The organism is Streptomyces sp. NPDC030814, assembly GCF_055572155.1.
Map to the genome: position 1 here is coordinate 68,604 of NZ_JBVIDX010000015.1, position 22,162 is coordinate 90,765.

At 72.5% G+C, this 22,162-nt stretch carries 19 protein-coding genes; 13 read left to right on the forward strand and 6 right to left on the reverse strand.

Annotated elements, in window-relative coordinates; all coding sequences use genetic code 11:
- Positions 1-40: 40 nt before the first annotated feature.
- Complete coding sequence (locus tag ACZ43N_RS27865) at positions 41-637, reverse strand: hypothetical protein (RefSeq protein ID WP_468101313.1); 597 nt, start codon at positions 635-637, stop codon at positions 41-43.
- A gap of 128 nt (positions 638-765) precedes the next feature.
- A complete protein-coding gene (locus tag ACZ43N_RS27870; protein WP_468101314.1) occupies positions 766-1,641 on the reverse strand; it encodes a MurR/RpiR family transcriptional regulator in 876 nt (291 codons plus the stop codon).
- Positions 1,642-1,910: 269 nt separating this feature from the next.
- Here ACZ43N_RS27870 and ACZ43N_RS27875 point away from each other — a divergent pair, with 269 nt between their 5' ends.
- Entirely contained in the window at positions 1,911-2,351 is a 441-nt protein-coding gene (locus ACZ43N_RS27875) for a hypothetical protein (protein ID WP_468101508.1), read from the forward strand.
- A 375-nt stretch (positions 2,352-2,726) separates the two neighbouring features.
- Here the strand turns inward: ACZ43N_RS27875 and ACZ43N_RS27880 are convergent, their stop codons facing one another.
- Positions 2,727-4,121 (reverse strand): cystathionine beta-synthase, encoded by a 1,395-nt coding sequence (locus ACZ43N_RS27880; RefSeq protein WP_468101316.1) that lies wholly within the window; start codon positions 4,119-4,121, stop codon positions 2,727-2,729.
- 158 nt (positions 4,122-4,279) lie between these two features.
- Here ACZ43N_RS27880 and ACZ43N_RS27885 point away from each other — a divergent pair, with 158 nt between their 5' ends.
- The 3 genes from ACZ43N_RS27885 (at position 4,280) to ACZ43N_RS27895 (ending at position 8,047) form a co-directional block, all read left to right on the forward strand.
- On the forward strand, positions 4,280-5,356 hold the full coding sequence (locus ACZ43N_RS27885; protein ID WP_468101318.1) for an SGNH/GDSL hydrolase family protein: 1,077 nt from the start codon (positions 4,280-4,282) through the stop codon (positions 5,354-5,356).
- Positions 5,357-5,761: 405 nt separating this feature from the next.
- Positions 5,762-6,982, forward strand: coding sequence for an acetyl-CoA C-acetyltransferase (locus tag ACZ43N_RS27890; RefSeq protein WP_468101320.1), 1,221 nt, complete (start codon positions 5,762-5,764; stop codon positions 6,980-6,982).
- 282 nt (positions 6,983-7,264) lie between these two features.
- Complete coding sequence (locus tag ACZ43N_RS27895; protein WP_468101509.1) at positions 7,265-8,047, forward strand: hypothetical protein; 783 nt, start codon at positions 7,265-7,267, stop codon at positions 8,045-8,047.
- Between the two features lie 25 nt (positions 8,048-8,072).
- Here ACZ43N_RS27895 and ACZ43N_RS27900 read toward each other — a convergent pair whose 3' ends face one another.
- Entirely contained in the window at positions 8,073-8,384 is a 312-nt protein-coding gene (locus ACZ43N_RS27900) for a hypothetical protein (protein WP_468101321.1), read from the reverse strand.
- Between the two features lie 103 nt (positions 8,385-8,487).
- Between ACZ43N_RS27900 and ACZ43N_RS27905 the strand changes: the two genes are divergently transcribed.
- Entirely contained in the window at positions 8,488-8,718 is a 231-nt protein-coding gene (locus ACZ43N_RS27905) for a DUF4287 domain-containing protein (protein WP_009338122.1), read from the forward strand.
- A gap of 92 nt (positions 8,719-8,810) precedes the next feature.
- On the opposite strand, the gene ACZ43N_RS27910 is transcribed toward ACZ43N_RS27905, so the two are convergent.
- The gene (locus ACZ43N_RS27910) at positions 8,811-9,692 is read right to left on the reverse strand and encodes a Bax inhibitor-1/YccA family protein (RefSeq protein WP_468101322.1); all 882 of its coding nucleotides are present in this window, start codon (positions 9,690-9,692) and stop codon (positions 8,811-8,813) included.
- Positions 9,693-10,058: 366 nt separating this feature from the next.
- Between ACZ43N_RS27910 and ACZ43N_RS27915 the strand changes: the two genes are divergently transcribed.
- The 4 genes from ACZ43N_RS27915 (at position 10,059) to ACZ43N_RS27930 (ending at position 13,198) form a co-directional block, all read left to right on the forward strand.
- On the forward strand, positions 10,059-10,631 hold the full coding sequence (locus tag ACZ43N_RS27915) for a YbaK/EbsC family protein (RefSeq protein WP_468101324.1): 573 nt from the start codon (positions 10,059-10,061) through the stop codon (positions 10,629-10,631).
- Positions 10,632-11,037: 406 nt separating this feature from the next.
- Positions 11,038-11,619 (forward strand): NADPH-dependent FMN reductase, encoded by a 582-nt coding sequence (locus tag ACZ43N_RS27920; RefSeq protein WP_468101326.1) that lies wholly within the window; start codon positions 11,038-11,040, stop codon positions 11,617-11,619.
- Positions 11,620-11,675: 56 nt separating this feature from the next.
- Complete coding sequence (locus ACZ43N_RS27925; protein ID WP_468101327.1) at positions 11,676-12,770, forward strand: hypothetical protein; 1,095 nt, start codon at positions 11,676-11,678, stop codon at positions 12,768-12,770.
- A gap of 131 nt (positions 12,771-12,901) precedes the next feature.
- Positions 12,902-13,198, forward strand: coding sequence for a hypothetical protein (locus ACZ43N_RS27930; RefSeq protein ID WP_468101329.1), 297 nt, complete (start codon positions 12,902-12,904; stop codon positions 13,196-13,198).
- A gap of 144 nt (positions 13,199-13,342) precedes the next feature.
- Here ACZ43N_RS27930 and ACZ43N_RS27935 read toward each other — a convergent pair whose 3' ends face one another.
- Positions 13,343-16,366: an AfsR/SARP family transcriptional regulator gene (locus tag ACZ43N_RS27935; protein WP_468101330.1), complete on the reverse strand. Its 3,024-nt coding sequence runs from the start codon at positions 16,364-16,366 to the stop codon at positions 13,343-13,345.
- A 462-nt stretch (positions 16,367-16,828) separates the two neighbouring features.
- Between ACZ43N_RS27935 and ACZ43N_RS27940 the strand changes: the two genes are divergently transcribed.
- The 4 genes from ACZ43N_RS27940 (at position 16,829) to ACZ43N_RS27955 (ending at position 22,156) form a co-directional block, all read left to right on the forward strand.
- Positions 16,829-18,016, forward strand: a complete 1,188-nt coding sequence (locus ACZ43N_RS27940; RefSeq protein WP_468101332.1) for an IS701 family transposase — start codon at positions 16,829-16,831, stop codon at positions 18,014-18,016.
- Between the two features lie 554 nt (positions 18,017-18,570).
- Complete coding sequence (locus tag ACZ43N_RS27945) at positions 18,571-20,337, forward strand: acyl-CoA dehydrogenase (RefSeq protein WP_468101333.1); 1,767 nt, start codon at positions 18,571-18,573, stop codon at positions 20,335-20,337.
- Between the two features lie 2 nt (positions 20,338-20,339).
- Positions 20,340-21,242 carry a 4'-phosphopantetheinyl transferase family protein gene (locus tag ACZ43N_RS27950; RefSeq protein ID WP_468101334.1) on the forward strand — a complete coding sequence of 301 codons (903 nt, stop codon included), beginning with the start codon at positions 20,340-20,342 and terminating at the stop codon, positions 21,240-21,242.
- The gene (locus ACZ43N_RS27955; RefSeq protein ID WP_468101336.1) at positions 21,239-22,156 is read left to right on the forward strand and encodes an MBL fold metallo-hydrolase; all 918 of its coding nucleotides are present in this window, start codon (positions 21,239-21,241) and stop codon (positions 22,154-22,156) included. The genes ACZ43N_RS27950 and ACZ43N_RS27955 overlap by 4 nt, the downstream gene beginning before the upstream one ends.
- The last annotated feature ends 6 nt before the right edge of the window (positions 22,157-22,162 follow it).

Genomic DNA, 22,162 nt, shown 5'->3' on the forward strand with positions numbered 1-22,162 from the left:
CGGACGCCGCCCCGTCCCTCCAGCAGCGGCAAGGAGCGGTCTACACGCGCCCCGCCGCCGTCGCCCTCATGGTCCGCCTGCCGCCGCCGGGGCCCGCGTCGCCCGCGCCGGCGCCCGTCGAGCGGTAGCCGGTCACGCGCTTGCCGGCGGGGGCGCCGCCGCGGGACGACAACCAGTCCACGCGGACCCAGAGGAGGTGTCCGTCGGCGCGTTCACGGCGACCGAGGCGGCCGGCCTTCAGCCACAGGCCGGTGCCGACGCCGGCCAGGAGCATGCCGCCCGCCGCGGGGACGACGAACGACGAGGCGACCGCCGCCGCGAAGGCGAGCAGCAGCCACCAGCGGTGTCCGCGCCGCCAGTTCCGCAGGGTCACCGCGCGGTCCTGGAGCACATCGTGCCTGCCCGCCCGCGCGGCCCCGCGCGCCAGTTCCGCGTACCGCCCCCGTCTCAGCACCGCGACGGCCACCGCCGCGACGATGAACAACGCCGCCCCGCCGAACACCCCGATCCGCCGTCCGGTCACCCCCGACGGCACCAGTCCGACACCCGCCGCGATCACTCCGAGCCACCACAACGGTGCCGCCCCGGCCCGCACCACGACGGCCACCCGAGCCAGCCCCTGTCCTCCGCGCGCCACTCTCCCGCCTCCCGTGTCCAGGTTCGGTTTCCCTGTTGGTACGTCAGTCGCCAGGCACGCCGACCGGCGAAGGTGAGACGTGCCTAAGAAAGCGAAATACCACGGGCCCGGCCGGAACCCAAGAGGTGCTACTCCACGAACAGCCCCCGAGCGGCGGCCTTCGCGTCGAACTCCTCCAGCCGCGCCTGCGCCTGGGGCAGGTCGTCGCACATGGCCTCCAGGAGCACCCGCCCGAGCAGCATCGGCGCGCAGGCGGTGTCGAAGGCCAGGCCCGTCCCGACGGCGGCGGGGAGCAGCAGGTCGGAGACCTTGGCGACGGGCGCGAAGGCGGAGTCGGCGACCGTGACGACCGTCAGCCCGGCCTCCTTGGCGTACGTGAGGATGTCGACGACCTCGCGGGGATGCCGGGGCAGCGCGAAGCACAGCAGCGTGGTCGCCCCGGCCCGTACCGCCGCGTCGATCCGGTCGTGGAGCATGCTGCCGCCCTCGTGCAGCAGCCGTACGTCGGGGTGGACCTTCGCGGCGAAGTACGAGAAGCCGTACGCCTGGGAGGCGGCGGCCCGCAGCCCGAGGACCGGCAGCGGCCTGGACGCGGCGAGCAGCCGGCCGGCCCGCGTCACCGGGGAGGGGTCGGCGAGCACCTCGGCCAGATGCCGCAGGTTCTCGATCTCGGCCTCGACGGCCTGCTGGTACTCGTTGAGGGCGGCGGCCGAGGCCGGCTCGGCGGGGGCGACCTCGCGCAGGTGCCGGCGCAGCGCCGGGTAGCCGTCGAAGCCGAGCGCCACCGCGAACCGGGTCACCGACGGCTGGCTCACCCCGGCGAGTTCCGCGAGCTCCACGCTCGACAGGAACGGCACGTCCGCGGCCCGCCGCACCATGCTGTGAGCGATCCGCCGCTGGGTGGGCGTCAGCCGGTGTCCCTCGAACAGCGTCTGGAGGCGCGCGGCGGGGCTGTCCGCACCGCCCGCCGCCCCCGTGCCGCCGGTGTTCCGCTCGGCGCTCATGACGCGCTCCCCCTCTGCGTTCCTGCCCGACCCTGCGTCCGGGCGTCCGCCGCGTCGAGGACAGGACCAGCGGGGCCCGCCCGCGGCGTCCCTCGACGGGCACACCACCCAGCCTATTCAGACACCGAGAACTCTGCATGACCCTATGCAGCCGGGGCAAGGAGCGTCCCGTTCCGGGGCGGGACGGCGGGTGGTTCCCAGGGCGAACACGGGGGCTGTCCCCAGTGCCGGGCGCATCGCGGCTCCCTACCGTGAGAGGCATGACCGGAATGGAAGCCCGTGACGCGCAGCTCGGGGACACCGAGCTCAAGAAGGAACTCGCCGCCACCCTGCACGCGCGCGGGGAGCTGGGCGAGGAGTACGAGTCCGCGCTTGTGGAGTCGTTCCTGGAGAAGGTGGACCAGCGCATCGACGGCGCGGTCGACCGCCGGGTCCGGCGGTCGGTCGCGGAGCAGCAGACGGTGCTGGCCCGCGAGTCCCGTTCCCCCAAGTCCACCGACTCCTGGGGCGAGCGCTACGGCTTCGGCGTCGTCTCCCTCGTCGTCGCCATCCCGCTCTCCGGCATCGGCGGCGGTGTGGCCGACTTCCGCGGTCTCTTCGTCACCTGGGCGGGCATCGTCGGTGTGAATCTCGCCTGGGCCCTGCGCACGTCGCCGCGCCTGGGCAGGCGGAAGGACGACCGGTCCGGTGACGCGGACCGGCCGGGATAGGAACAGGCGGGCCCCGACAGCGATATGCGCGGGGACCGCCGCACCCCCGTGTGACGGGGGGCGGGACGACGGCGGTCCCCGCGGGGACGCGGGCCGGGTCAGGCCGGGCTACGCGTCCGTGGCGTCCATGGAGGTCCGGGAGCCGCTCCGGAGGTCCGTGACGCCGTTTCGGTTGCCGGCCGGAGCGGGGAGCCTCCCCCACCGCCCTGCCGACATCCACCACTGTGCCGGACCCGTGTTAAGCGGGTGCTGCGCGGACGTGACGCGCTCGTACCACTTCTGCGAAGTCGAACGCGATTCCCGCTCAATTCTTCGCCCGCGCAGGCCGCTTGGAGCGTTTCCTCCCGGTGCGGGCCGAAGCCCCTCCCGGTCGCCCTACTGCCTGACCCCGTCCTTGGCGAGGAACGAGAGCAGGTCCTGCCGGCTGACGACGCCCTTCGGCTTGCCCTCGACGAGCACGATCGCCGCGTCGGCCCGGCCGAGCACGGACATCAGGTCAGCGACCGGCTCACCGGAACCGACCTGCGGCAGCGGCGCCGACATGTGCTTCTCCAGCGGGTCGTCGAGCGAGGCCCGCTGGGTGAACAGCGCGTCGAGCAGCTCGCGTTCCACGACGGACCCCACGACCTCGGCGGCCATGACGTCCGGGTGCCCGGCGCCCGGCTTCACGATCGGCATCTGGGAGACGCCGTACTCGCGCAGCACCTCGATCGCCTGACCGACCGTCTCGTCCGGGTGCATGTGGACGAGCGAGGGGATGGAGCCGCCCTCCTTGTGGTTGAGGACGTCGGCGACGCGGGCGCTCGGGCCCTCGTCCTCCAGGAAGCCGTAGTCGGCCATCCACTCGTCGTTGAAGATCTTGCTGAGGTAGCCGCGTCCGCTGTCCGGGAGCAGGACCACCACGACGTCGTCCTTCCCGAGCCGCTCGGCGACACGCAGCGCGGCGACGACCGCCATGCCGCAGGAGCCGCCCACCAGCAGCCCCTCCTCCTTGGCCAGCCGCCGGGTCATCTGGAAGGAGTCCTTGTCGGACACGGCCACGATCTCGTCGGCGACGGTCCGGTCGTACGCCGTCGGCCAGAAGTCCTCACCCACGCCCTCGACCAGGTACGGCCGCCCGGACCCGCCGGAGTACACGGACCCCTCGGGGTCGGCGCCGACGACCTGGACACGGCCGTCGCTCACGTCCTTGAGGTAGCGCCCGGTGCCGGAGATGGTCCCCCCGGTGCCGACGCCCGCCACGAAGTGGGTGATCCGCCCCTCCGTCTGCTCCCACAGCTCAGGGCCGGTCGAGTGGTAGTGGGACTCCGGGTTGTTGGGGTTGGAGTACTGGTCCGGCTTCCAGGCTCCGGGCGTCTCGCGCACCAGCCGGTCGGAGACGTTGTAGTACGAGTCGGGGTGCTCGGGGGCGACGGCCGTGGGGCAGACGACGACCTCGGCGCCGTACGCCCGCAGCACGTTGATCTTGTCGGTGCTCACCTTGTCGGGGCACACGAAGATGCACTTGTACCCCTTCTGCTGTGCGACGATCGCGAGCCCGACGCCCGTGTTGCCGCTGGTCGGCTCGACGATCGTGCCGCCGGGCTTCAGCTCCCCGCTCTTCTCCGCCGCCTCGATCATGCGCAGGGCGATGCGGTCCTTCACGGAACCGCCGGGATTGAAGTACTCAACCTTGGCCAGGACGGTCGCCTGGATGCCCTCGGTCACGCTGTTGAGCCTCACGAGCGGGGTGTTGCCGACGAGGCTGATCATCGAGTCGTGGAATTGCACCGTTGTCTCCGGAGCCGCAAAAGTGATGGTCGTGATGTCACGCCAGCCTAAGCCCCGCCCCTCTTGATCCCCTCACTGTTCACTCTGCCCAGGGATTGGCCGAGGGCCGCTACGGGGCAATGAGTGGTTGTACGGCGACGAGGAGGTGGCGGCGACGCATGTCGAGCATGTCCAGAGCGAGGGTGGCCCGGCGCATCGCGGCGGGCGCGGCGTACGGCGGCGGTGGCATCGGACTGGTCGGTGCGGCGGCCGTCGGCGTGCTGCTGACCGAGGTGCGGATGGCCAAGCGGGTCGTGGGCAACGGCAACAGCCCGTATCCACCGAGCGCCGAAGGCCTCTACGGCCGCTCCTACGGCAGTCGGTACGGCCGCCCGTTCGGCCCGCTCGCCCCGCACGACACCTCCGACGACCCCCCGCTGCGTCTGGTCATGCTCGGCGACTCCACCGCCGCGGGCCAGGGTGTCCACCGGGCCCGGCAGACACCGGGCGCCCTTCTCGCCTCTGGGCTCGCGGCGGTGGCCGAGCACCCCGTGGAGCTGCGGAACGTCGCGCTGCCGGGCGCCCAGTCGGACGATCTGGACCGCCAGGTCGCGCTGGTCCTGGAGGACTCGGACCGGGTTCCCGACGTCTGCGTGATCATGATCGGCGCGAACGACGTGACCCACCGCATGCCCCCGACCCGCTCGGTGCGGCACCTGTCGGCCGCCGTACGCCGACTGCGCACGGCCGGCGCGGAGGTCGTCGTCGGCACCTGCCCCGACCTCGGCACGATCGAGCCCGTGCAGCAGCCCCTGCGCTGGCTCGCCAGACGGGCCTCGCGGCAGCTGGCGGCCGCCCAGACGATCGGTGTCGTCGAACAGGGCGGCCGCACGGTGTCCCTGGGTGACCTGCTGGGCCCCGAGTTCGCGGCGAACCCCCGCGAGCTGTTCGGCCCCGACAACTACCACCCCTCCGCGGAGGGCTACGCGACGGCGGCAATGGCCGTCCTCCCCACCGTGTGCGCGGCGCTCAACCTGTGGCCCGCGGAGGAGGAGCGCCCCGACGTCTCCCGCCGCGAGGGCTTCCTGCCGGTCGCCCGGGCAGCCGCCGAGGCCGCGTCCGAGGCCGGCACGGAGGTGACGGCCGCGATGCCGACGGGGCCGCGGGGGCCGTGGGCCCTCCTGAAGCGACGCCGGCGGCGCCGGGTGCCGGCGACGGACCCGGCCCCCACGACGGCGGCCGAGCCGTCTGCGTGACGCCGGGCGCCCAGCGACTCGGGGGTACGTGTGGTTTGCGGGTGCGTGGATGGGCCGGTGCGGGTGGATGGGCCGGTGCGGGTGGATGGGGGCTGGTCGCGCAGTTCCCCGCGCGCCTGGAGGAACGGGCCTGCGGCCCGCCCTTCATTCGCAAAGCACGGGGCGCAGCCCCGGTCGCTTTTCAGGGGCGCGGGGAACGGCGCGTCACCCGGCCAAAAAGCAAGCGCTTAGAAAAGTGCGGTCGGAGTCACACCCTTATGGCCGTGACCTCGCCCCTACGTACGGGTAACTTCCCCCACAGCCCTGCCCCTGTCCGACCGGGGGGCACCGTACGCCCGCCCGTCGCCCGACCACCGCCCCTCAACGGGGCGCTACGCGCCACACCTTCTTGATTATGGAGCCGTGATGCCCGAAGCCGTGATCGTCTCAGCCGCCCGCTCCCCCATCGGCCGCGCCTTCAAGGGCTCGCTCAAGGACCTGCGCCCCGACGACCTGACCGCCACGATCATCAAGGCGGCCCTGGACAAGGTCCCGGCGCTGGACCCGAAGGACATCGACGACCTGATGCTCGGCTGTGGCCTCCCCGGCGGCGAGCAGGGTCACAACCTCGGCCGGATCGTCGCCGTGCAGATGGGCATGGACCACCTGCCGGGCTGCACCATCACCCGTTACTGCTCCTCCTCGCTGCAGACCTCCCGCATGGCCCTGCACGCCATCAAGGCCGGCGAGGGCGACGTCTTCATCTCGGCCGGCGTCGAGATGGTGTCCCGCAGCGTGAAGGGCACCAGCGACGGCATGCCGGACACCCACAACCCCCTTTTCGCCGAGGCGGAGGCCCGCACGGAGGCCGTGTCGAAGTCGGTGGGCGCCTCCTGGCACGACCCGCGCGAGGACGGCGTGCTGCCCGACCCGTACATCTCCATGGGCCAGACCGCGGAGAACCTGGCCCGCTCCTGGGGTGTGACCCGGCAGGAGATGGACGAGTTCGGCGTCCGTTCGCAGAACCTCGCCGAGGAAGCCATCAAGAAGGGCTTCTGGGAGCGCGAGATCACCCCGGTGACGCTGCCCGACGGCACCGTGGTCAGCAAGGACGACGGTCCCCGCGCCGGCGTCACCCTGGAGGCCGTACAGGGCCTCAAGCCGGTCTTCCGCGAGGACGGCCTGGTCACGGCCGGCAACTGCTGCCCGCTGAACGACGGCGCCGCCGCGCTCGTGATCATGTCCGACACCAAGGCCCGCGAGCTCGGCCTGACCCCACTGGCGCGGATCGTCTCGACCGGTGTCTCCGGCCTGTCCCCCGAGATCATGGGCTACGGCCCGGTGGAGGCGTCGAAGCAGGCCCTCTCCCGCGCCGGGCTGACCATCGACGACATCGACCTCGTCGAGATCAACGAGGCCTTCGCCGCCCAGGTGATCCCCTCGTACCGCGACCTGAACATCCCGCTGGAGAAGCTGAACGTGAACGGCGGCGCCATCGCCGTCGGCCACCCCTTCGGCATGACCGGCGCCCGCATCACCGGCACGCTGATCAACTCCCTCCAGTTCCACGACAAGCAGTTCGGCCTGGAGACGATGTGCGTCGGCGGCGGCCAGGGCATGGCGATGGTCATCGAGCGCCTGAGCTGACCGCTCCGCCGTAGCCGCACGGGAACCGACCGTGATGCTGTGGCCCGGGGTCCCGGAATCACCGGGGCTCCGGGCCGTTTTGTGATCCAATCTCCCCCAGGATGTGACCTATCTCCCGCCGGAGAGCGATTTACGCAGGTCAGAGCCATTTCACCACGAAACAGCCAGGCAAAGTCCTGCCCCTTTCGTGACGTTACGCACTGACAGCTGGTTAGTCCGCCCTTCAAGCTGATGTAGGAAGTCGGGGGTCGACTTTGAACCGGGAGTACGTCAGTGAGCGCCATGCCGATCGCCCTGCTGCTCACCACGGCGGCCACCGCCGCCGTGGGCGTGGCCGTCCTGCGCAGCCTCACGGGGCTGCGCCGTCAGGTCGCCGCTCTGCGCGACGAGCTGGCCGAGAGCCGTCTCGCCGGTGTGCGTGCCGTCGTGCCCGCCGCCCGTACGGCCGCCGACACGGAGGAGATACGCGCCGCGGTGGCCGAGGCGCTCGCCGAGGAGCGGGAGCGCGAGCTGGCCGAGGCGCGGGCGTTCTGGGCCGCCCAGGAGGCCCGTGACGCCTCCGACGCGCCCTCCCTGCTGGGTCTGCCCGACAGTGAGCTGTTCCTGCCCCGGCAGTCCGATTTCGCGGGTCTGGAGCACCTGGAACCGGTGACCGAGCCGAGCCTCGAGGGCGACGAGTTCGCCGGGGAGTCCGCGGAGCTGGCCGCGGCCCGCCGCCGCCACCCCTCGCACCCCGACTTCGTCCCGGTGCAGTCACCGGTCACCAACGACCACGAGCGCACGGTCGCCTGCCTGGAGGACCTGGCCGCCTCCCGCACCGAGCTGGCCGACGTCCGCCCGGGCCCCCTCGGCACCCTCGACGTGTATGTCTTCGCCGACGGCACCACCCTGTGCATGACCCCCGGCCACCGCGAGACCGCCGAGCGCCTCGCCAGGGCCCTCCAGAGCGGTCGGACGCCGGTCCTCCTGGGCGGCTCGGGCGTCTCGGGCGCGTACACCCTCACGTTCGAGTGCGGCGACGACATGGTCTACATCCTCGCGGACAGGGTGATCGCTTCCCTGTAGACGGCCGGTGAAGGGCCGGGCGGGATCACACGCCCGCTCTCTTCTGAGCCTCCTCCACCAGCGCCACCGCCTCCGCCAGCCCGGCCTCGTCGGCCAGGACGAGCGCGAGATCGTTCCCGGCGACCATCACCTGATCCGCCGCAGCGAACATCCCCGCGTCCGGCATCTCCCTGGGCTCCTCCTGCGGCGCCTCCAGACGCTGGGCACGCAGTGCCAATTCCCTGGCCAGCGCCAGTGCCTCCGCCGCGCCGCCCCGTTGCAGCCGGCTCTGCGGCGCGGCCCGCAACCGGTCGGCGAAATGGTCCACGGCACGGGTCAACGGCGTCGTATCAAGCACGCCGCGAGCGTACGCGCCCGAACCGGACTGTTGCCAACACGCCGCCACTCAGGCAACGTGACCTGAAGGACCGGCTTACATTCCCTTTCGTCCGGAGGCGCCGATGTCCCAAGTCTTCTCCGAGGAGACCCATCGCAATCTGCTCGCCCGCATCCCCCATTGCACCGGTCGTGAAGTATCCGACTGGCTGCGCAAAGTCGATGAAGGCCCCGCTCTCTTCAACTTCGAGGAGAAGGTCAGCTGGCTCCGGCACGAGTACGACCTCGCGTACGGCCACGCCAAAGCGATCGTTCATGAGTACGACCTGAGGAGGGCCGCGAGGAAGCTCCGCTGAGGGCGCCGAAACAGCACGAAGGGCCCCCGAACCATCCGGTTCGGGGGCCCTTCGCCTGACTGCGGGCGGGCGGGCCCGGGGCCCGCCCCCTGCTAGTCGTCGCCGCTGAAGATGGCGACCAGGCGGAGCATCTCGATGTAGATCCACACGAGGGTCATGGTGAGGCCGAACGCGGCCAGCCAGGACTCCTCACGCGGGGCGCCGTACGCGATGCCGTCCTCGATCTGCTTGAAGTCGAGGGTCAGGAAGAACGCGCCGAGCAGGATCGCGAAGATGCCGACGATCGCGCCGAGCGGGCCCATGCTGCGCAGACCGCCGTCGGGGGCGGCGCCGAAGACGACCAGCAGCAGGTTGACCGCCATCACCAGGATGAAGGCGATCGCGATGGTCAGACCGATACGGGCGTACCGCGCGGTGACCCGGATCCAGCCGGCCTTGTAGACCAGGAGGGTGGCGCCGGAGACGGCCATGGTGCCGAGCACCGCCTGGAAGGGCGCGCCGTCCCACTGGCTGTTGAACATCTCGCTGATCACACCGAGGAACACGCCCTCGAAGGCGGCGTACGCGAGGATCAGGGCGGGCGAGGCCTTGCGCTTGAAGGACTGCACCATCGCCAGGACGAACGCGATCAGCGCGGCACCGACGGCCAGGCCGTAGCTGGTGGGCGTGACCGGCAGGAGGGCCCAGGCGAGGACGGCGCCGACGATGACCGTCCCGAGGGTCAGACCCGTGCGCATGACGACGTCGTCCATCGTCATACGGCCGGTGGTGACCGGGGCCTGCGGCGGCGCGCCGTGCTGCAGGTCCTGCTGGGCGTACGGGTTCGTCGCGTACGGGTTGGCACCCTGCTGGGCGTAGGGGTTGCCCTGGGTGCCGACAGCTGCTCCCCCGGCCTGCGGCGCGGTGTTGAAGCCCGCGTAGCCGTTGTCGCGGCTGAACCCCCGTCGCGAGAAGACCGGGTTGCTGCTCCTCATTTCACTCCTCCATGGCCACCCTGCGCGGCCTTGGCTCAAGAGTAATAGGTAGGCAAAGGGAATGACTCTAGTGCTCAGGGAGGATCTTTCCCCTGCCGTGTCATCGAACACGCTACGCGTCTCCTTGATTCCCCGCCCCCACCCCCTCAACCCATGACCAACCCGCTACCACCCCGCGACCATCCGGAGATCAACCGGACGGGCCGGCGTCGTCCAGGCGGGCTCCGCCGTCCCTCCAGCCGGCCGGGTGGCGGGACGGGAACCGGGCAGGACGGAAAGGGGACGCGGGTCTGCGACCTTTCAGGTGCCGGCGGAAAGCACGCGACGAACCGAGGACGACCCAAGGAACCTAAGGAGAGGGATCCGGTGCCTACCCTGCTCGACACCGACCGCTCACGCGGTACGACGCCCGAGGCGTCGGCCGCACCTGCCTCGGAGGCGACCGCTCCCGCTGCGGAGAACCCCCGTGACTGGCCGCGCCTGCTGACCACGTTCGATCTGCGGGGAGCCCGCTACCGCGTGCTCCCGCACGCCCCGGACGACCGTGTCGAGGAGGCCGGCAGGCTCCGGGGCAGCCCTCTGGAGCAGTCGGCCAGGTGCCTCATGGTCCGGGTCAGGCGCGGCCGCCGCGTCATCCGGGACGTCGTCGCGGTGGTGCCGGGCGACCGGACGGTCGACCTGGTCGCGGTCGCCCGCCTGTTCGGTGGCACATCGGCCGCGTTCATCCCGCCGGAGGAGGCCGAGCGCCTGAGCGGGTGCCCGCGGGGCACGGTCCTCCCGTTCGCCGGCGGCCCGGAACTGGAGCTCGTCGTCGCCCCGGCGCTGCTGGAGCACGAGGAGATCTACTTCAGCGCGGGCCGCCTCGACCTCTCGGTCGCGCTCCGGACCGAGGACTACCGGGCGTTGGCCCGGCCCCGGGTGGCGCCGATCGCCGGCTGAGCCGGCACCCCCGTCGGGGCGGCAATCCGCCGCGGCACCGTCGCGGCCCCCTGACTCCCCGGCCGGTTGTCCCCGGCCGGCCGGGGCCCCACTTCGCCGAACCCCCCACACCCCCGGCCCTCCACACCCCAGCCGCACACGGCCTCACCAGCGCAGACACATTCCCCCACCCCGTGGCTTCCGGGCCCCGCGCGAGACGGTCTCCCCCCTGTCCCTCTCGCCGCGGGGCCCGGAATCCCCTCCCTGCCGACGCCCGCCCGTGCCCGCGCCGTGCGCACATGTCACCCCGGGAAGGCGGGCGGGAACGGGACGGGAACGGGACGGGAACGAGCCCCGGCATGCTCGCCACTCAACGACCGGAGCCGGGTCGTGCGCCCGGAAGGAACCTCGGAGAGGACCCATCGCCATGCCCAAGATCGTGCTCGCCTCCGGCAGCATTCGCCGTGAGTCGGCGAACGCCGCCGTGATCGCCACCGTCCGGCGGCTCCTCGAGCAGCGGGACGAGAGCTACGAGATCACGGAGTTGTCCTTGCGTCACTTCCCGCTCTTCGACGAGGACCTGGAGCGCGCCGGCGGCACACCCGACCTGCTCGCGGCGAAGGCGCAGGTCGCCTCCGCCGATGCGCTGATCATCAGCAGCCCCGCGTACAACGGTTACCCGTCGGGCGTCCTCAAGAACGCCCTCGACTGGCTGTCCCGGCCGGGCGACGCGGACCGCGCGCCGCTGGAGGGCCTGCCCACGGTCGTCGTCAGCGCCTCCCCGGGCCCGGCCGGCGGGGAGAACGTACAGCCGCACGTGCGTCAGATCCTCGGCAACTGCGGTGCCGCGCTCATCGACTGCGAGCAGGTGGCGGTCGGCAACGCGATCGAGCTCCGCACGCCCGAGGGCGTCATCACCGAGCCCTCCGTGGTCAAGGCCCTGGACGGCCTGGTCGACGCGGTCACCGCCCACATCGGCGCGGCCACTGGGCAGGAAGCGGCGGCGTAGCCGACCGGGTTCCGGCTCCGGTCCCTCCACAACAAGAGAGAGGCGGGCTCGTGACCATGGCGGCTCGAACTGACGACAGGCGGCTCCTGTTGGTGCTGCCCCGGTACCGAGTCATCCGGAAGGCCGTCGCCGCCGGATTCGACGTGTGGTCCCTGTGGGATCCCGGGCTGACCGACCCGCGGAGCCTGCGCCGGATCGAGGACGCCTCGCACGAGCTCCTGCTCACGGACACCTCCGACGAGCGGGGGCTGCGTGCGTTGGTGAACAGGACCGTGCGGCGGCACGGCATCGGCCATGTGCTGCACCTGTCCGCCGACGACCCGCTGGACCGCGTGCTGCCGGCGCTGGAGGAGGCCTGGCGGCTCGGCCGGGCTCCGAACCCCCCGTCCGCCGTCCGTGCCCTGAGCCGCGTCCGTCCCGCACCCCGTGATCCGCTGCCCTGTCCCGGTCCCTCCGGCCCCGTGCCGGAGTGGCCGGGATTCAGCGTTCAGGTGTTCTCCACGGAGGGACGACATCAGGTCATCGGGGTGACCGCCCGGCACGGCACGGGCCATCTCCATCCCGCTCCGTCCACGGCCCTCGACCGGTCCGCGGTGGAGCGCCTGGTCACCCGGACACTGGACGCGGCGGGACATCACTTCGGGCCGACGCACTTCGAGATCGCGTCCGCCGCGGACGGTCCACGCGTCATCTCGGCACGGGCCGGTCTGGGCGGTGACCGCATTCCGCTGCTCGTGGACATCGCCCAGGGCCTCGATCTGGAGGCCGCGGTATTCACCTCCCTCGTGGGCAAGGAGATGGGCCCGGTGCCCGAGGCCGTCCGCTTCGCCGCGATCGATTTCTTCCGTGTCCCCGCGGGGCGGCTGCGCACGGTCGCCGGAATCGACAGCATCTGCGCCCTGCCTTATACGCAGGCGGTGAGTTTCCCGTATGCCCCGGGCGACTCCGTGCCGATCCCGAATGGCACCGGCAACGGATATGTCGTGGTGTCGGGTGAAACCGCGGAGGAGGCGGCTCGGCGCAGCAGGGACGCACTGGGACTGCTACGCGCCGACATACGGGCGGAGAGGCCGGAGGGGAAGCCGGATGGGATGCCGGGACGGACGCCGGAGGAAAGACGGGTAGAAAGGCGGGAAGAGGCGCGGGAATGAGGCGGTAACGGTGCTGTTTCCCCAGCTCAGGAACGAGGAAGTCGAGAGACGGAAGAGAGGAACGACACGGGAGGAGGGACTGGAATTGTCGGTGGTGTCAGAGGAAATGACATCCACCGAAGGGGCACAGAATGCGCGGCAAGATGACCGGCGTGATCGGCGTTATCGCTACGGCTGGCATTTGGGGGATTGCTGTGACAGGTCCGGTCGGCTCTCTTCTGGCGGACGACCACGGGCCCTCCGGCGCATCCGCGGGAGTCATCCTCGCCGACGACCACGGCCCGTCGGTCATCGCCGCCGACGACCACGGCCCCTCCGGAACGGTTGCCGACGACCACGGCCCCTCCGTCGCGTCCGCCTCCGCCGGTCTCAACGACGACCACGGGCCGTCGGTCGCGCCGAGGACGCCTGTGCTCCGCGCCGCGTGAACCACCCTGGACCTCCACACGCCTGACACGGATCGATCCCTGATCGCCCAAGGGCTGTCCGCCGTGGGCTCGGGCGGCGGCAGACGGGGCCGCTGCGGGCCCCGTCCTCGGAACGGGAGGCCGGGGCCCGATCGACGTCCCGGCTCAGGCGAGCCGGCGTGCGTCGTGCGGCACGCCCATCTCGGCGAAGAGCTCGTCGGCACGGCGCCGGTGGGCCTCGGCGCCGGCGAAGTCACCCAGTTCCTCGCCGGCCTTCGCAAGTCCGTGCATCGCCTGCGCCATCTCGTAGCGGAACGCTATGCCGGAGGCCAGTTCATGGGCGTTGCGGTGTCTGTCCCGGGCCTCGGAGAACTTCCCCAGCGCGCGCAGCACTCGCCCCGCGGCGTTCTCCACCGTGGCCCGGCGCGCGGTGGTCTCGGCGGCCGCCAGCTCCGTGGCGCGCTCGATGTAGGGCAGCGCCAGCTCGGGCCGGCCGAGCATCACATAGGCGTCGGCGCAGTAGGACAGGATGAGGGCCGTGTTGGCGGGCTTGTTCAGCCGGTCGCAGAGCTCCAGGGCCTCGTCGAGCCGTTCCAGGGCGGTCTGTGGTCTTCGGAGTCCCAGCAGGGCCAGGGCCAGCGTCGACAGTGAGACGATCGAGTTGCTGATCTCTCCGATATCCCGGTACAGCGCGAGCGAGCGGGCCGCCGCGTCGACCGACTCCTGGTACCTGCCCAGCCGGGCGTTGACCGAGCTGAGCAGCCCGAGGCTCACCGCCTCCTCTCTCACCTGGCCGAGCTCCTGCTGCAGTCGCGCCGAGCCGGTGAGCAGTTCCAGCGCCTCGCCGAACTTGCCGAGGCTGTTGTAGACCTGGCCCAGCCTGCTCATGCACACGGCCTCGCCGAGCCTGTCACCGGCGCGGGCCACCTCCAGCGCCTCCCGCAGATGCGCGGCGGACTCCTCGTACAGCCCGAGCCTCCACTGGCCCATGGCCAGATTCGTCAGGCTGATGCGCAGCAGGACCGGTTGCCCCAGGCTGCGGGCGGCTGCCACAGCTGCCTGGTTGGTCTCCTGAAGGTCGTGCGGGTAGTTCCTGACGTGGGAGTGGAAGCCGAGGGCGCGCGGCAGGTACGCGGCGTGCAGCAGGTGGTCGTTCTCCACGGCCAGGTCCACGGCGGACAGCAGGCTGTCCCGCTGCCGGTCCAGCCACTGCAGCGCCTCGTCGGCCGAGGCGAAACCGGGGTGGAGCGGGCGGCCGGGCGGCAGGAACTCCGGGAACCGCGGTCGCTTCGGGAAGAGGGTGTCGCAGGCGCTCTCCGCCGTCAGCAGGTAGTGGTCCAGGAGCCGGCGCACCGCCTGGTTCTCCTCCTCCCCGGCCTGCTGGGTGCCGAGGAGACCTCTGGCGAAGCTCCGGACCAGATCGTGCATCCGGTACCAGCCGGGCTCGCGCTGTTCCAGCAGGTGGGCGTCGAGCAGGTGCTCCAGGATCTCCTCGGCGTCGTGGGGGTGGCAGTCGAGGAGCGCCCCGGCGTCCGCGGGGTCGATGTTGCGGCCCGGGTGCAGGCCCAGCAGCCGGAAGGCCGTGCGCTTCTCCTCACCCATCGCCTGGTACGACATGCGCAGCACGACCGCGACGCTGCGGCCGGTGGAGTTGAGTTCGTCCAGTCGGCGGGTCTCGTCGCACAGCCGGTCCACGAGCCGCTGGATCGTCCAGTGCGAGCGGTTCCTGAGGCGGGCGGCGGAGATGCGGATCGCGAGCGGCAGCCGGCCGCAGAGCCGGATCAGCTGGGCACAGGCCTCCGGTTCGCGCTCGACCCACTCCTTGCCGAGGGTCCGGGCCAGCAATTCGGTGGCGTCGTCGTCGGACAGCACGTCCAGTGACAGCCAGCGGGCCCCGTCCAGATCCACCAGGCGGGGGCGGCTGGTGACGATGGTCAGGCAGTCGGGGGAGGCCGGGATCAGCGGCATGACCTGTTCGGCGGTGGCGGCGTTGTCGAGGACGATCAGCAGCCTGCGCTGCGCCGTGATCGAACGCCACAGCGCGGTACGGGCCGCGGGGTCGTCGGGCAGTTCCTCGCTGGGCACACCCGCCGACGCCAGCAGCGCGTCGAGCGCGGCGGCCGAGCTCAACGGCTCCTGACCGGGGGTGAATCCGCGCATGTCGACGAAGAGCTGGCTGTCCGGCCAGTACGGCGCGAGCTGGTGGGCGGCCTGCACGGCCAGCGCGGTCTTGCCGCTGCCGCCCATGCCGTCGATGGCGATGATGTGCGCCCAGACGCCGTCCTTGTCGAGGGCCGTCTCACGGATCCAGTCCATCTCGGCCGCCCGGCCCGAGAAGTCCCGCAGGGCGTACGGCAGCGTGCTCGGCGAGGACGGCATGGCCGGTGCGGACGGCAAGGGCGGCGCGGGCGCGGCGGAGGACGTCGGCGCGGAGGGCGGCGCCGGGAGGGAGGAGGGTGCGCTCGGGCCGGGCTCGCCCGGCCCTGGTAAGGGGGTGGTGGCGGGCGGCGCGGGCGGTTCCCGTACCGGCTCGTCAAGGGCCAGTTCGGGGCTCTGGCGCAGGATGTCCTCGTACAGCTTCGTCAGGGCGGTGCTGGGGTCGATGCCCAGCTCCTCGGCGAGGAGGTGGCGGACGCGCCCGTACTCCTCCAGGGCCTCGGCCTGCCGTCCCGTGCGGTACAGGGCGAGCATCAGCTGTCCGCGCAGGGTCTCCCGCAGCGGATGCTGATTGACCAGCACACGCAGTTCACCGACGACCGCCGATGCCTCACCGGCCGACAGCTGCAGGCTGAACAACTGCTCGGCGGCCGCCAGATGCTGCTCCTCCAGTGCCGCCGACGCGGCGTCGATGACCGAGCCGCCGAAGCCTGCCATGACCGGGCCGCGCCACAGTTCCATCGCCGCTCTGAGCTCTTCCGCGGCGAGGGCCCGACGGCCCTCCTCCACGGCCTTGCGCGCCCGGCGCAGTCGGGACCGGTACTGGCTGAGGTCCAGCTGGTCCTCGCCCACCGACGCCCGGTAGCCGGGCCCGTCGGTCAGTATCATCTCGGCCCCGCCCGGTATGCGCTGCCGCAGTTCGGCGACCGCCTTGCGGATCTGGTGCGAGGCGCTGATCGGCGGATTCTCGTCCCAGGCGGCCTCCACCAGGCGTGGCACGGGAACGACTCGGTTCGCCTCCAGGAGCAGCATCACCAGTGTGCGTGAACGCAGAGCCCCGCCGAGTCTCAGCGGTGAATCCTCGTACCAGCCTTCGAGAACGCCGAGGATTCGGAATCTCGGGCTCCGAATTTCTGCAGCACTATGTGCCATCTCCGCACAGCCCCCCGTCGACGATCTTTCAGGTCTGATCGACAGCTGCCAGATTCTATGCAGGCTTGTTCGATCGCATCAATTGATCCTTGTACGCTCCGCTACCGCAGTGTCACGGTAAACGCTTATTTCCTGTGACGGCCCGCCAGGTCAACTGGTGGCCATTTTCGACCCCTCGTTCCGGAGGCCCGATCTGCCCCCTCCTGGCCCGCCGCGCCAGCGACTTCCCGCCATGAGGGACCGATGCGGAATCGCGCCGGGAAAGGCTCGGTACCGCCGACGGCCAGTGTGTTTTTTGGCCGGGAGTAGCCGCTCCGGTCGCCGTCCGGAGGGGGAAGGCCGATGTACGACCATCGCGACCACGTTACAGAGCTCTGCTCAGGGCTGTTCGCCTCGATGCCGCGGGCAGGCCAGCGGCTCAAGGCGGAACGGTACGTCCGGGCCCTGCTGTCCGTGCCCGGACGCAAGACCCTGCGGAACATCGCCGACTGGATGGAGGGCGAGCCCGCCGACCGTGAGCCCGCCAAGCAGAGCGTCCACCACTTCATCAGCAACTCCTCGTGGGACTGGACACAGGTACGGCTCGCGCTCGCCCGGTACGTCGAGGACGCCGTCGCCCCCCGCGCGTGGGTCCTCAGGCCCCTCGTGATCCCGAAGGCCGGACCGCACTCCGTGGGCGTCGACCAGCAGTTCGTGCCGCACCTCGGTATGACCGTCCACGGTCAGCAGGCGTACGGCGCCTGGCTCGCGTCCGAGCACACCGCCGTCCCCTGCGACTGGGCTCTGCTGCTGACCCGTGCCTGGCTCGACGACCCCGACCGGCGCAGCCGCGCGCAGATACCGGCCGACGCGCTGCCCGCCGGGCCCGAGGAGGTCGCGGCGCGGCTCGCCCTCGGGGCGAGCCGCGGCCTGCCGTCGCGGCGGCCCGTCGTGGTCGACGCCGAGGGACTCGACCCCGCACGGATACTGCGGGTCCTGGTGCCGGCGGGCGTTCCCGCCGTGGTCCGCGTGCCCGCGGCCACCCCGCTGCGCGTCGACCCGTCCGTCCTGCACAGTTACAGCGAACGGCCGTCCACGGCGGACCAGCTCGTCGCCGGGTGCCGGCGTCTGTGGCGCCCCGCCGAAGGACGCCTGGTGCGGGCCGCGCTTCCCGTCGTGCTCCCCGCCGCCCCGCGACAGCCCCTGCTGCTGCTCGCCCAGTGGGCGGCCGGAACCCGCGGCCCGGACCGCTACTGGCTCGCCACCGCGCCCGACCCCGGCGCACCCGCCGGCCTCGGCACGTCCCGCGATACCGCTGCGTCCCGCAGTACCGGTGCGTCCTGCCGCTTCGACGAGACCCCGCTCGCGCTCGCCGCGCTGGCCGACACCGTGGAGCTGGCCTTCAGCCGGGTGGCCGAGCACACAGGGATACGGGACTTCGCGGGGCGCTCCTTCCAGGGCTGGCACCGGCACATGACCCTCGCGTCGGCGGCGCACGCGGCGGCGGTGCTCCGTGACCGCCGGGTGGTGCCCGGGGTACGCGCGGCGTAGGGCTCCCGCCGGGCCGCGAGGCGGGGTGCGCGGGGTCTCGCGGGATCCGCACAGTCCGTCGGGTCTCTCGGGATCCGCGCAGTCCGTCGGGTCTCCCGGGATCCGCACAGTCCGTCGGGTCTCTCGGGATCCGCACAGTCCGTCGGGTCTCCCGGGATCCGCACAGTCCGTCGGGTCTCTCGGGATCCGCACAGTCCGTCGGGTCTCTCGGGATCCGCACAGTCCGTCGGGTCTCGCGGGATCCGCAGGGTCCGCCAGGTCTCGCGGGATCAGCGGGATCCGCGGGATCCGTCGGGTCTCGCGGATCCGCAGGACCCGCCAAATCTCGCCGCACCCGCAGAATCCGCCAGATCTCTCGGGATCCGCAGGACCCGCCAAATCTCGCCGCACCCGCAGAATCCGCCAGATCTCGCCGGATCCGCAGGACCCGCCACGTTTCGTGGGTCCGGTTATCGCCGTGCCCCGGCCCGACCCGGCGTGTTCGAGCCCACTCCGAGCCGCGCTCCAGCTCCCTCCGCGACCGTTGCGTACGCACCGGACGCGAGGAGACGACCATGACGGAGGCAGGGCCTGTCGCGAGAGTCCCGTCGGACGCCGCACGGCAGGCGGGGCTCTCCCGGCAGTCCCCGGCGCCGCGCGACCCGGCGGCCCGGCGGGCCGCGCTGGAGGCGGTGCTCGGCGACCCGCGCGACACGGCGAACCCGCTGGGGGACGCCGCGGTGCTCGCGGCGGAACGCCGCGGGGACCTTCCGCTCGGCGGCGAGCCGTCGCTCGCGTCGTTCGGGCTGCACGAGGACTTCGTGCCCGCGGAGCACGGCGGGCGGCTGGCGGGCCTGGACGAGGCCGCCGCCCTGCTGCGGGCGGTGTTCCGGCGCGACGCCGCGCTCGGCCGCGGCTACGGCTCCGCGTCACTGGGCGCCGCGCTGTACGCGTGGTGCTTCGGCACCGCCGGCCAGCGCGGGGCCACCGCCCGCATGCTGCTCGCCGGCGAGCGCATCACCGGCGGCGCGGCCGTCGAGGACGGCCTGGGCGCGACCGCCGGCGACCGGGGTCCGCTGCGGCTGACGGGCCGTACCACCGGCCTGGTGAACGCCCCGCGCGCCGCGGGGTTCGTGGTGGTGCCCCGGCACACCGGCTCGCAGGGCGAGTCGGTGCTGCTCCTGCGCCGCGAGGACCTCCCGGCGGGCGCGGTGGGGCAGCTGTCGCCGTACGACGTCACGGTTCCGCGCCGTATCCCCGCGGGTGAACTCGTGCTGGAGGACTGGGCGGTGCCGGCCGGGGCCGTGATCGGCGAGGCGGGCGACGGTCAGTGGGTCACCCGGCGGGTGGCCCAGGCGCGCCTGTCGCTGCTCCCGTCGATGGCGGTCGGCTGCGCCGACACCGCTCTGCGCACCGTGCTGACGGCCGTGCTGACGGAGCGCGGCGGGGTGCGGGGGCTGCGCTCCCGGGTCACGCGCCGCACGCTGGTGTGCGCGTTCGCCGATCTGCTGGCCGCGGACTGTCTGTCGCTGGTGACGCTGCGCTCGCTGCATCTGATGCCGGAACGGTCGAGCATCTGGTCGGCCGCGGCCAGGTATCTGGTGCTGCGGCTGCTCCAGGAGGGCGTGGGCGATCTGATGACGGTCCTGGGGACCGACTCCCTGCGGGACGGAGACGGCCTCGGCACCTTCCACAAACAGGTGCGGGATCTCGCGGCGATGCCGCCGGGCCCCACCGGGTCGGCCGCCGCCCTGGCCACGCTGCTGCCGCAGCTGCCGACGCTGGCACGCCGCTCCTGGACGGCGCGGGGGCGGCCGGCCCCGGAGGAGCTGTTCCGGCCGGACGGGCCGGTACCGCCCCTGGAGGGCACCCGGCTGAAGCTTGCGGCGGCCGACGACGGCCTCACCGTGCTGCTCGCGCGGGCCCGGGACGGGCTGGCCGACGTCGGCCTGGCCGACTGGCCGACCGCGCTCTCGGACGAGCTGGCCGACCTGCGCGAACGGTGCCGGCGGCTGCCCGAGCTGGATCCCGCCGCGCTCGCCAATCCACGCGGCTTCGCGCTGAGCGAGCGCTACGCGCTGCTCGCCGCCGCCGCCGCCTGCCTCGGGGTGTGGCGTGCGGCCCGGCACGCGGGCACGGGCGGGTTCCTCGCCGAGCCGGCCTGGCTGCTCACCGCGCTGGGACGGATCTCGGTGCGGCTGGGGCTGCCGGTGACGGCTGCCTGGGCCGACCACGAGGACGTGATGCTCGCCGAGGCCGTACGGCGCTGCCACGAGGGCCGCAGCCTCGATCTGTACGACACCGCGCTGGGCACACCGGCCCGGCGCCGCGAGAAGGGATGAGCATGTCCGTACGCCGTGGTCTGGCAGGGCCGCCACCGCTGCGCGTCGCCTCCCCCGACGGTCCGTGGGAGGCGCTGCGCGGCGCCCTCCGCGACGGCGGGTACGGGCTGGCGTACGGCCTGGCGAGCGAGTGGGCGCCCGCGGCGCGCGGTCCCGCGCTGCGCGGGCTCCTCGGTCACGAGTACGGCCGCTATCTGGCGTTGAACGGCGAGGAGGCCCGCACCCGGTTCGCCGTGTCGCGCCTGGTGCTGAAGCACGGGGCGGCCGCGGTGCTGGGCGCGGAGCCGGCCGATCTGGAGCTGGCCCGGCGCCCGAACGGCCGCCCGTATCTGCGCGGGTGCGGCCGGCTGGACGTGAGCCTCAGCCACACGGGCGACGTGGTGGCGGTGGGCCTGAGCCGGCTGGGCCCGATCGGCGTGGACGTCGAGCCGCAGGGCAGGGCGGCGTACGGCACGGGGCTGGAGGAGGACGTGTGCACGGCGCATGAGCGGGCGGCCCTGGGATGGCTGCCGGAGGAGGGCCGCAACGCCGCGGTGATCCGGCTGTGGACGCTCAAGGAGGCCTACACGAAGGCGCTGGGCCTCGGGATGCGCCTGTCGTTCCGTTCGTTCGGGTTCACCACCCCGTCGACGGAGACGGCCGCGCCGCGGCTGCTGGGCACCGACGGGCTGCCGGCCGACGACGGCGGCTGGCACTTCGAGACCCACACACTGGACGGCCGGTGCACCCTGAGCGCGGCCGTGGGACCGGCGCCCCACGCCGCCGCCGGGACGGTGGACGCGTCCGGGATGGTGGACAGCGGCCTGATGCGGGCGGTGGTGAGCTGCTCCCGCAAGGACGCGCTGGCCACGGCCGGCACCGGCGCCGAGGGGGACGGCGACGGCACCGCGGGGAGGACCACGTGAGCCGGCACTCCCCGGCGGACGCCCGCATGGTCGAGGTCGACGACGGGGTGTACGCGTACGTCCAGCCGGACGGAGGCTGGTGCCTGAACAACGCGGGGCTGATCACGGCCGGCGGACGGCCCGCGCTGATCGACACGGCGGCGACCGAGGCGCGCGCGCTGGCGCTGAAGGAGGCGGTCGCGGCCGTCACACCGCGTGCGCCGCGCTATGTGGTCAACACCCATCCGCACGGGGACCACACGTTCGGCAACCGGTTCTTCGCCGACGACGCGGTGGTGATCGCCCACGAGGCGACCCGCGCCGAGATGGACCTGGCCCAGCTGCATCTGACCGGCCTGTGGCCCGAGGTGTGCTGGGGCGATCTGGCCGTGGAACTGCCGACCCTGACGTTCCGTGAGCCCGTGACGCTGCATCTGGGCGATGTCAGGGCCGAGTTGACGCATCCGGGCGTGGCGCACACCACGAACGACACCGTCGTGTGGCTGCCGGAGCAGCGGGTGCTGTTCGCCGGCGATCTGGTGATGAACGGGGCCACGCCGTTCTGCCTCACCGGATCGGTGGCGGGCACGATCGAGGTCGTCGACAGGCTGCGGGCGCTCGGCCCGCGCGTCGTCGTGCCGGGCCACGGCCCCGTCGGCGGGCCGGAGTTGCTGGACACCGCCGACCAGTACCTGCGCTGGGTGCAGGAACTGGCCGCACAGGGCCTCGCGGCGGGCCTGAGTCCGCTGCAGACCGCGCGTGCGGCCGACCTCGGCCCGTACGCCGAACTCCTCGACAGCGAGCGGCTGGTGCCGAATCTGCACCGGGCGTTCGCGGAGGCCGGCGGTGCGCCGCCGGGCCACCCGCTCGACATCGGGCTGCTGTTCTCGGAAATGGTCGAGTTCCACGGCCGACTCCCCGAATGCCACGCGTGAGAGACC

Excerpts from the sequence above, each read along its gene's own strand:
- ACZ43N_RS27945 (WP_468101333.1), top strand. The coding sequence starts at position 18,571 with ATGACGGAGGCAGGGCCTGTCGCGAGAGTCCCGTCGGACGCCGCACGG.
- ACZ43N_RS27895 (WP_468101509.1), top strand. The coding sequence starts at position 7,265 with ATGCCGATCGCCCTGCTGCTCACCACGGCGGCCACCGCCGCCGTGGGC.
- ACZ43N_RS27875 (WP_468101508.1), top strand. The coding sequence starts at position 1,911 with ATGGAAGCCCGTGACGCGCAGCTCGGGGACACCGAGCTCAAGAAGGAA.
- ACZ43N_RS27925 (WP_468101327.1), top strand. The coding sequence starts at position 11,676 with ATGGCGGCTCGAACTGACGACAGGCGGCTCCTGTTGGTGCTGCCCCGG.
- ACZ43N_RS27890 (WP_468101320.1), top strand. The coding sequence starts at position 5,762 with ATGCCCGAAGCCGTGATCGTCTCAGCCGCCCGCTCCCCCATCGGCCGC.
- ACZ43N_RS27935 (WP_468101330.1), bottom strand. The coding sequence starts at position 16,366 with ATGCTGCTCCTGGAGGCGAACCGAGTCGTTCCCGTGCCACGCCTGGTG.
- ACZ43N_RS27905 (WP_009338122.1), top strand. The coding sequence starts at position 8,488 with ATGTCCCAAGTCTTCTCCGAGGAGACCCATCGCAATCTGCTCGCCCGC.
- ACZ43N_RS27930 (WP_468101329.1), top strand. The coding sequence starts at position 12,902 with ATGCGCGGCAAGATGACCGGCGTGATCGGCGTTATCGCTACGGCTGGC.
- ACZ43N_RS27885 (WP_468101318.1), top strand. The coding sequence starts at position 4,280 with ATGTCGAGCATGTCCAGAGCGAGGGTGGCCCGGCGCATCGCGGCGGGC.
- ACZ43N_RS27910 (WP_468101322.1), bottom strand. The coding sequence starts at position 9,692 with ATGAGGAGCAGCAACCCGGTCTTCTCGCGACGGGGGTTCAGCCGCGAC.
- ACZ43N_RS27870 (WP_468101314.1), bottom strand. The coding sequence starts at position 1,641 with ATGAGCGCCGAGCGGAACACCGGCGGCACGGGGGCGGCGGGCGGTGCG.
- ACZ43N_RS27920 (WP_468101326.1), top strand. The coding sequence starts at position 11,038 with ATGCCCAAGATCGTGCTCGCCTCCGGCAGCATTCGCCGTGAGTCGGCG.
- ACZ43N_RS27950 (WP_468101334.1), top strand. The coding sequence starts at position 20,340 with ATGTCCGTACGCCGTGGTCTGGCAGGGCCGCCACCGCTGCGCGTCGCC.
- ACZ43N_RS27940 (WP_468101332.1), top strand. The coding sequence starts at position 16,829 with ATGTACGACCATCGCGACCACGTTACAGAGCTCTGCTCAGGGCTGTTC.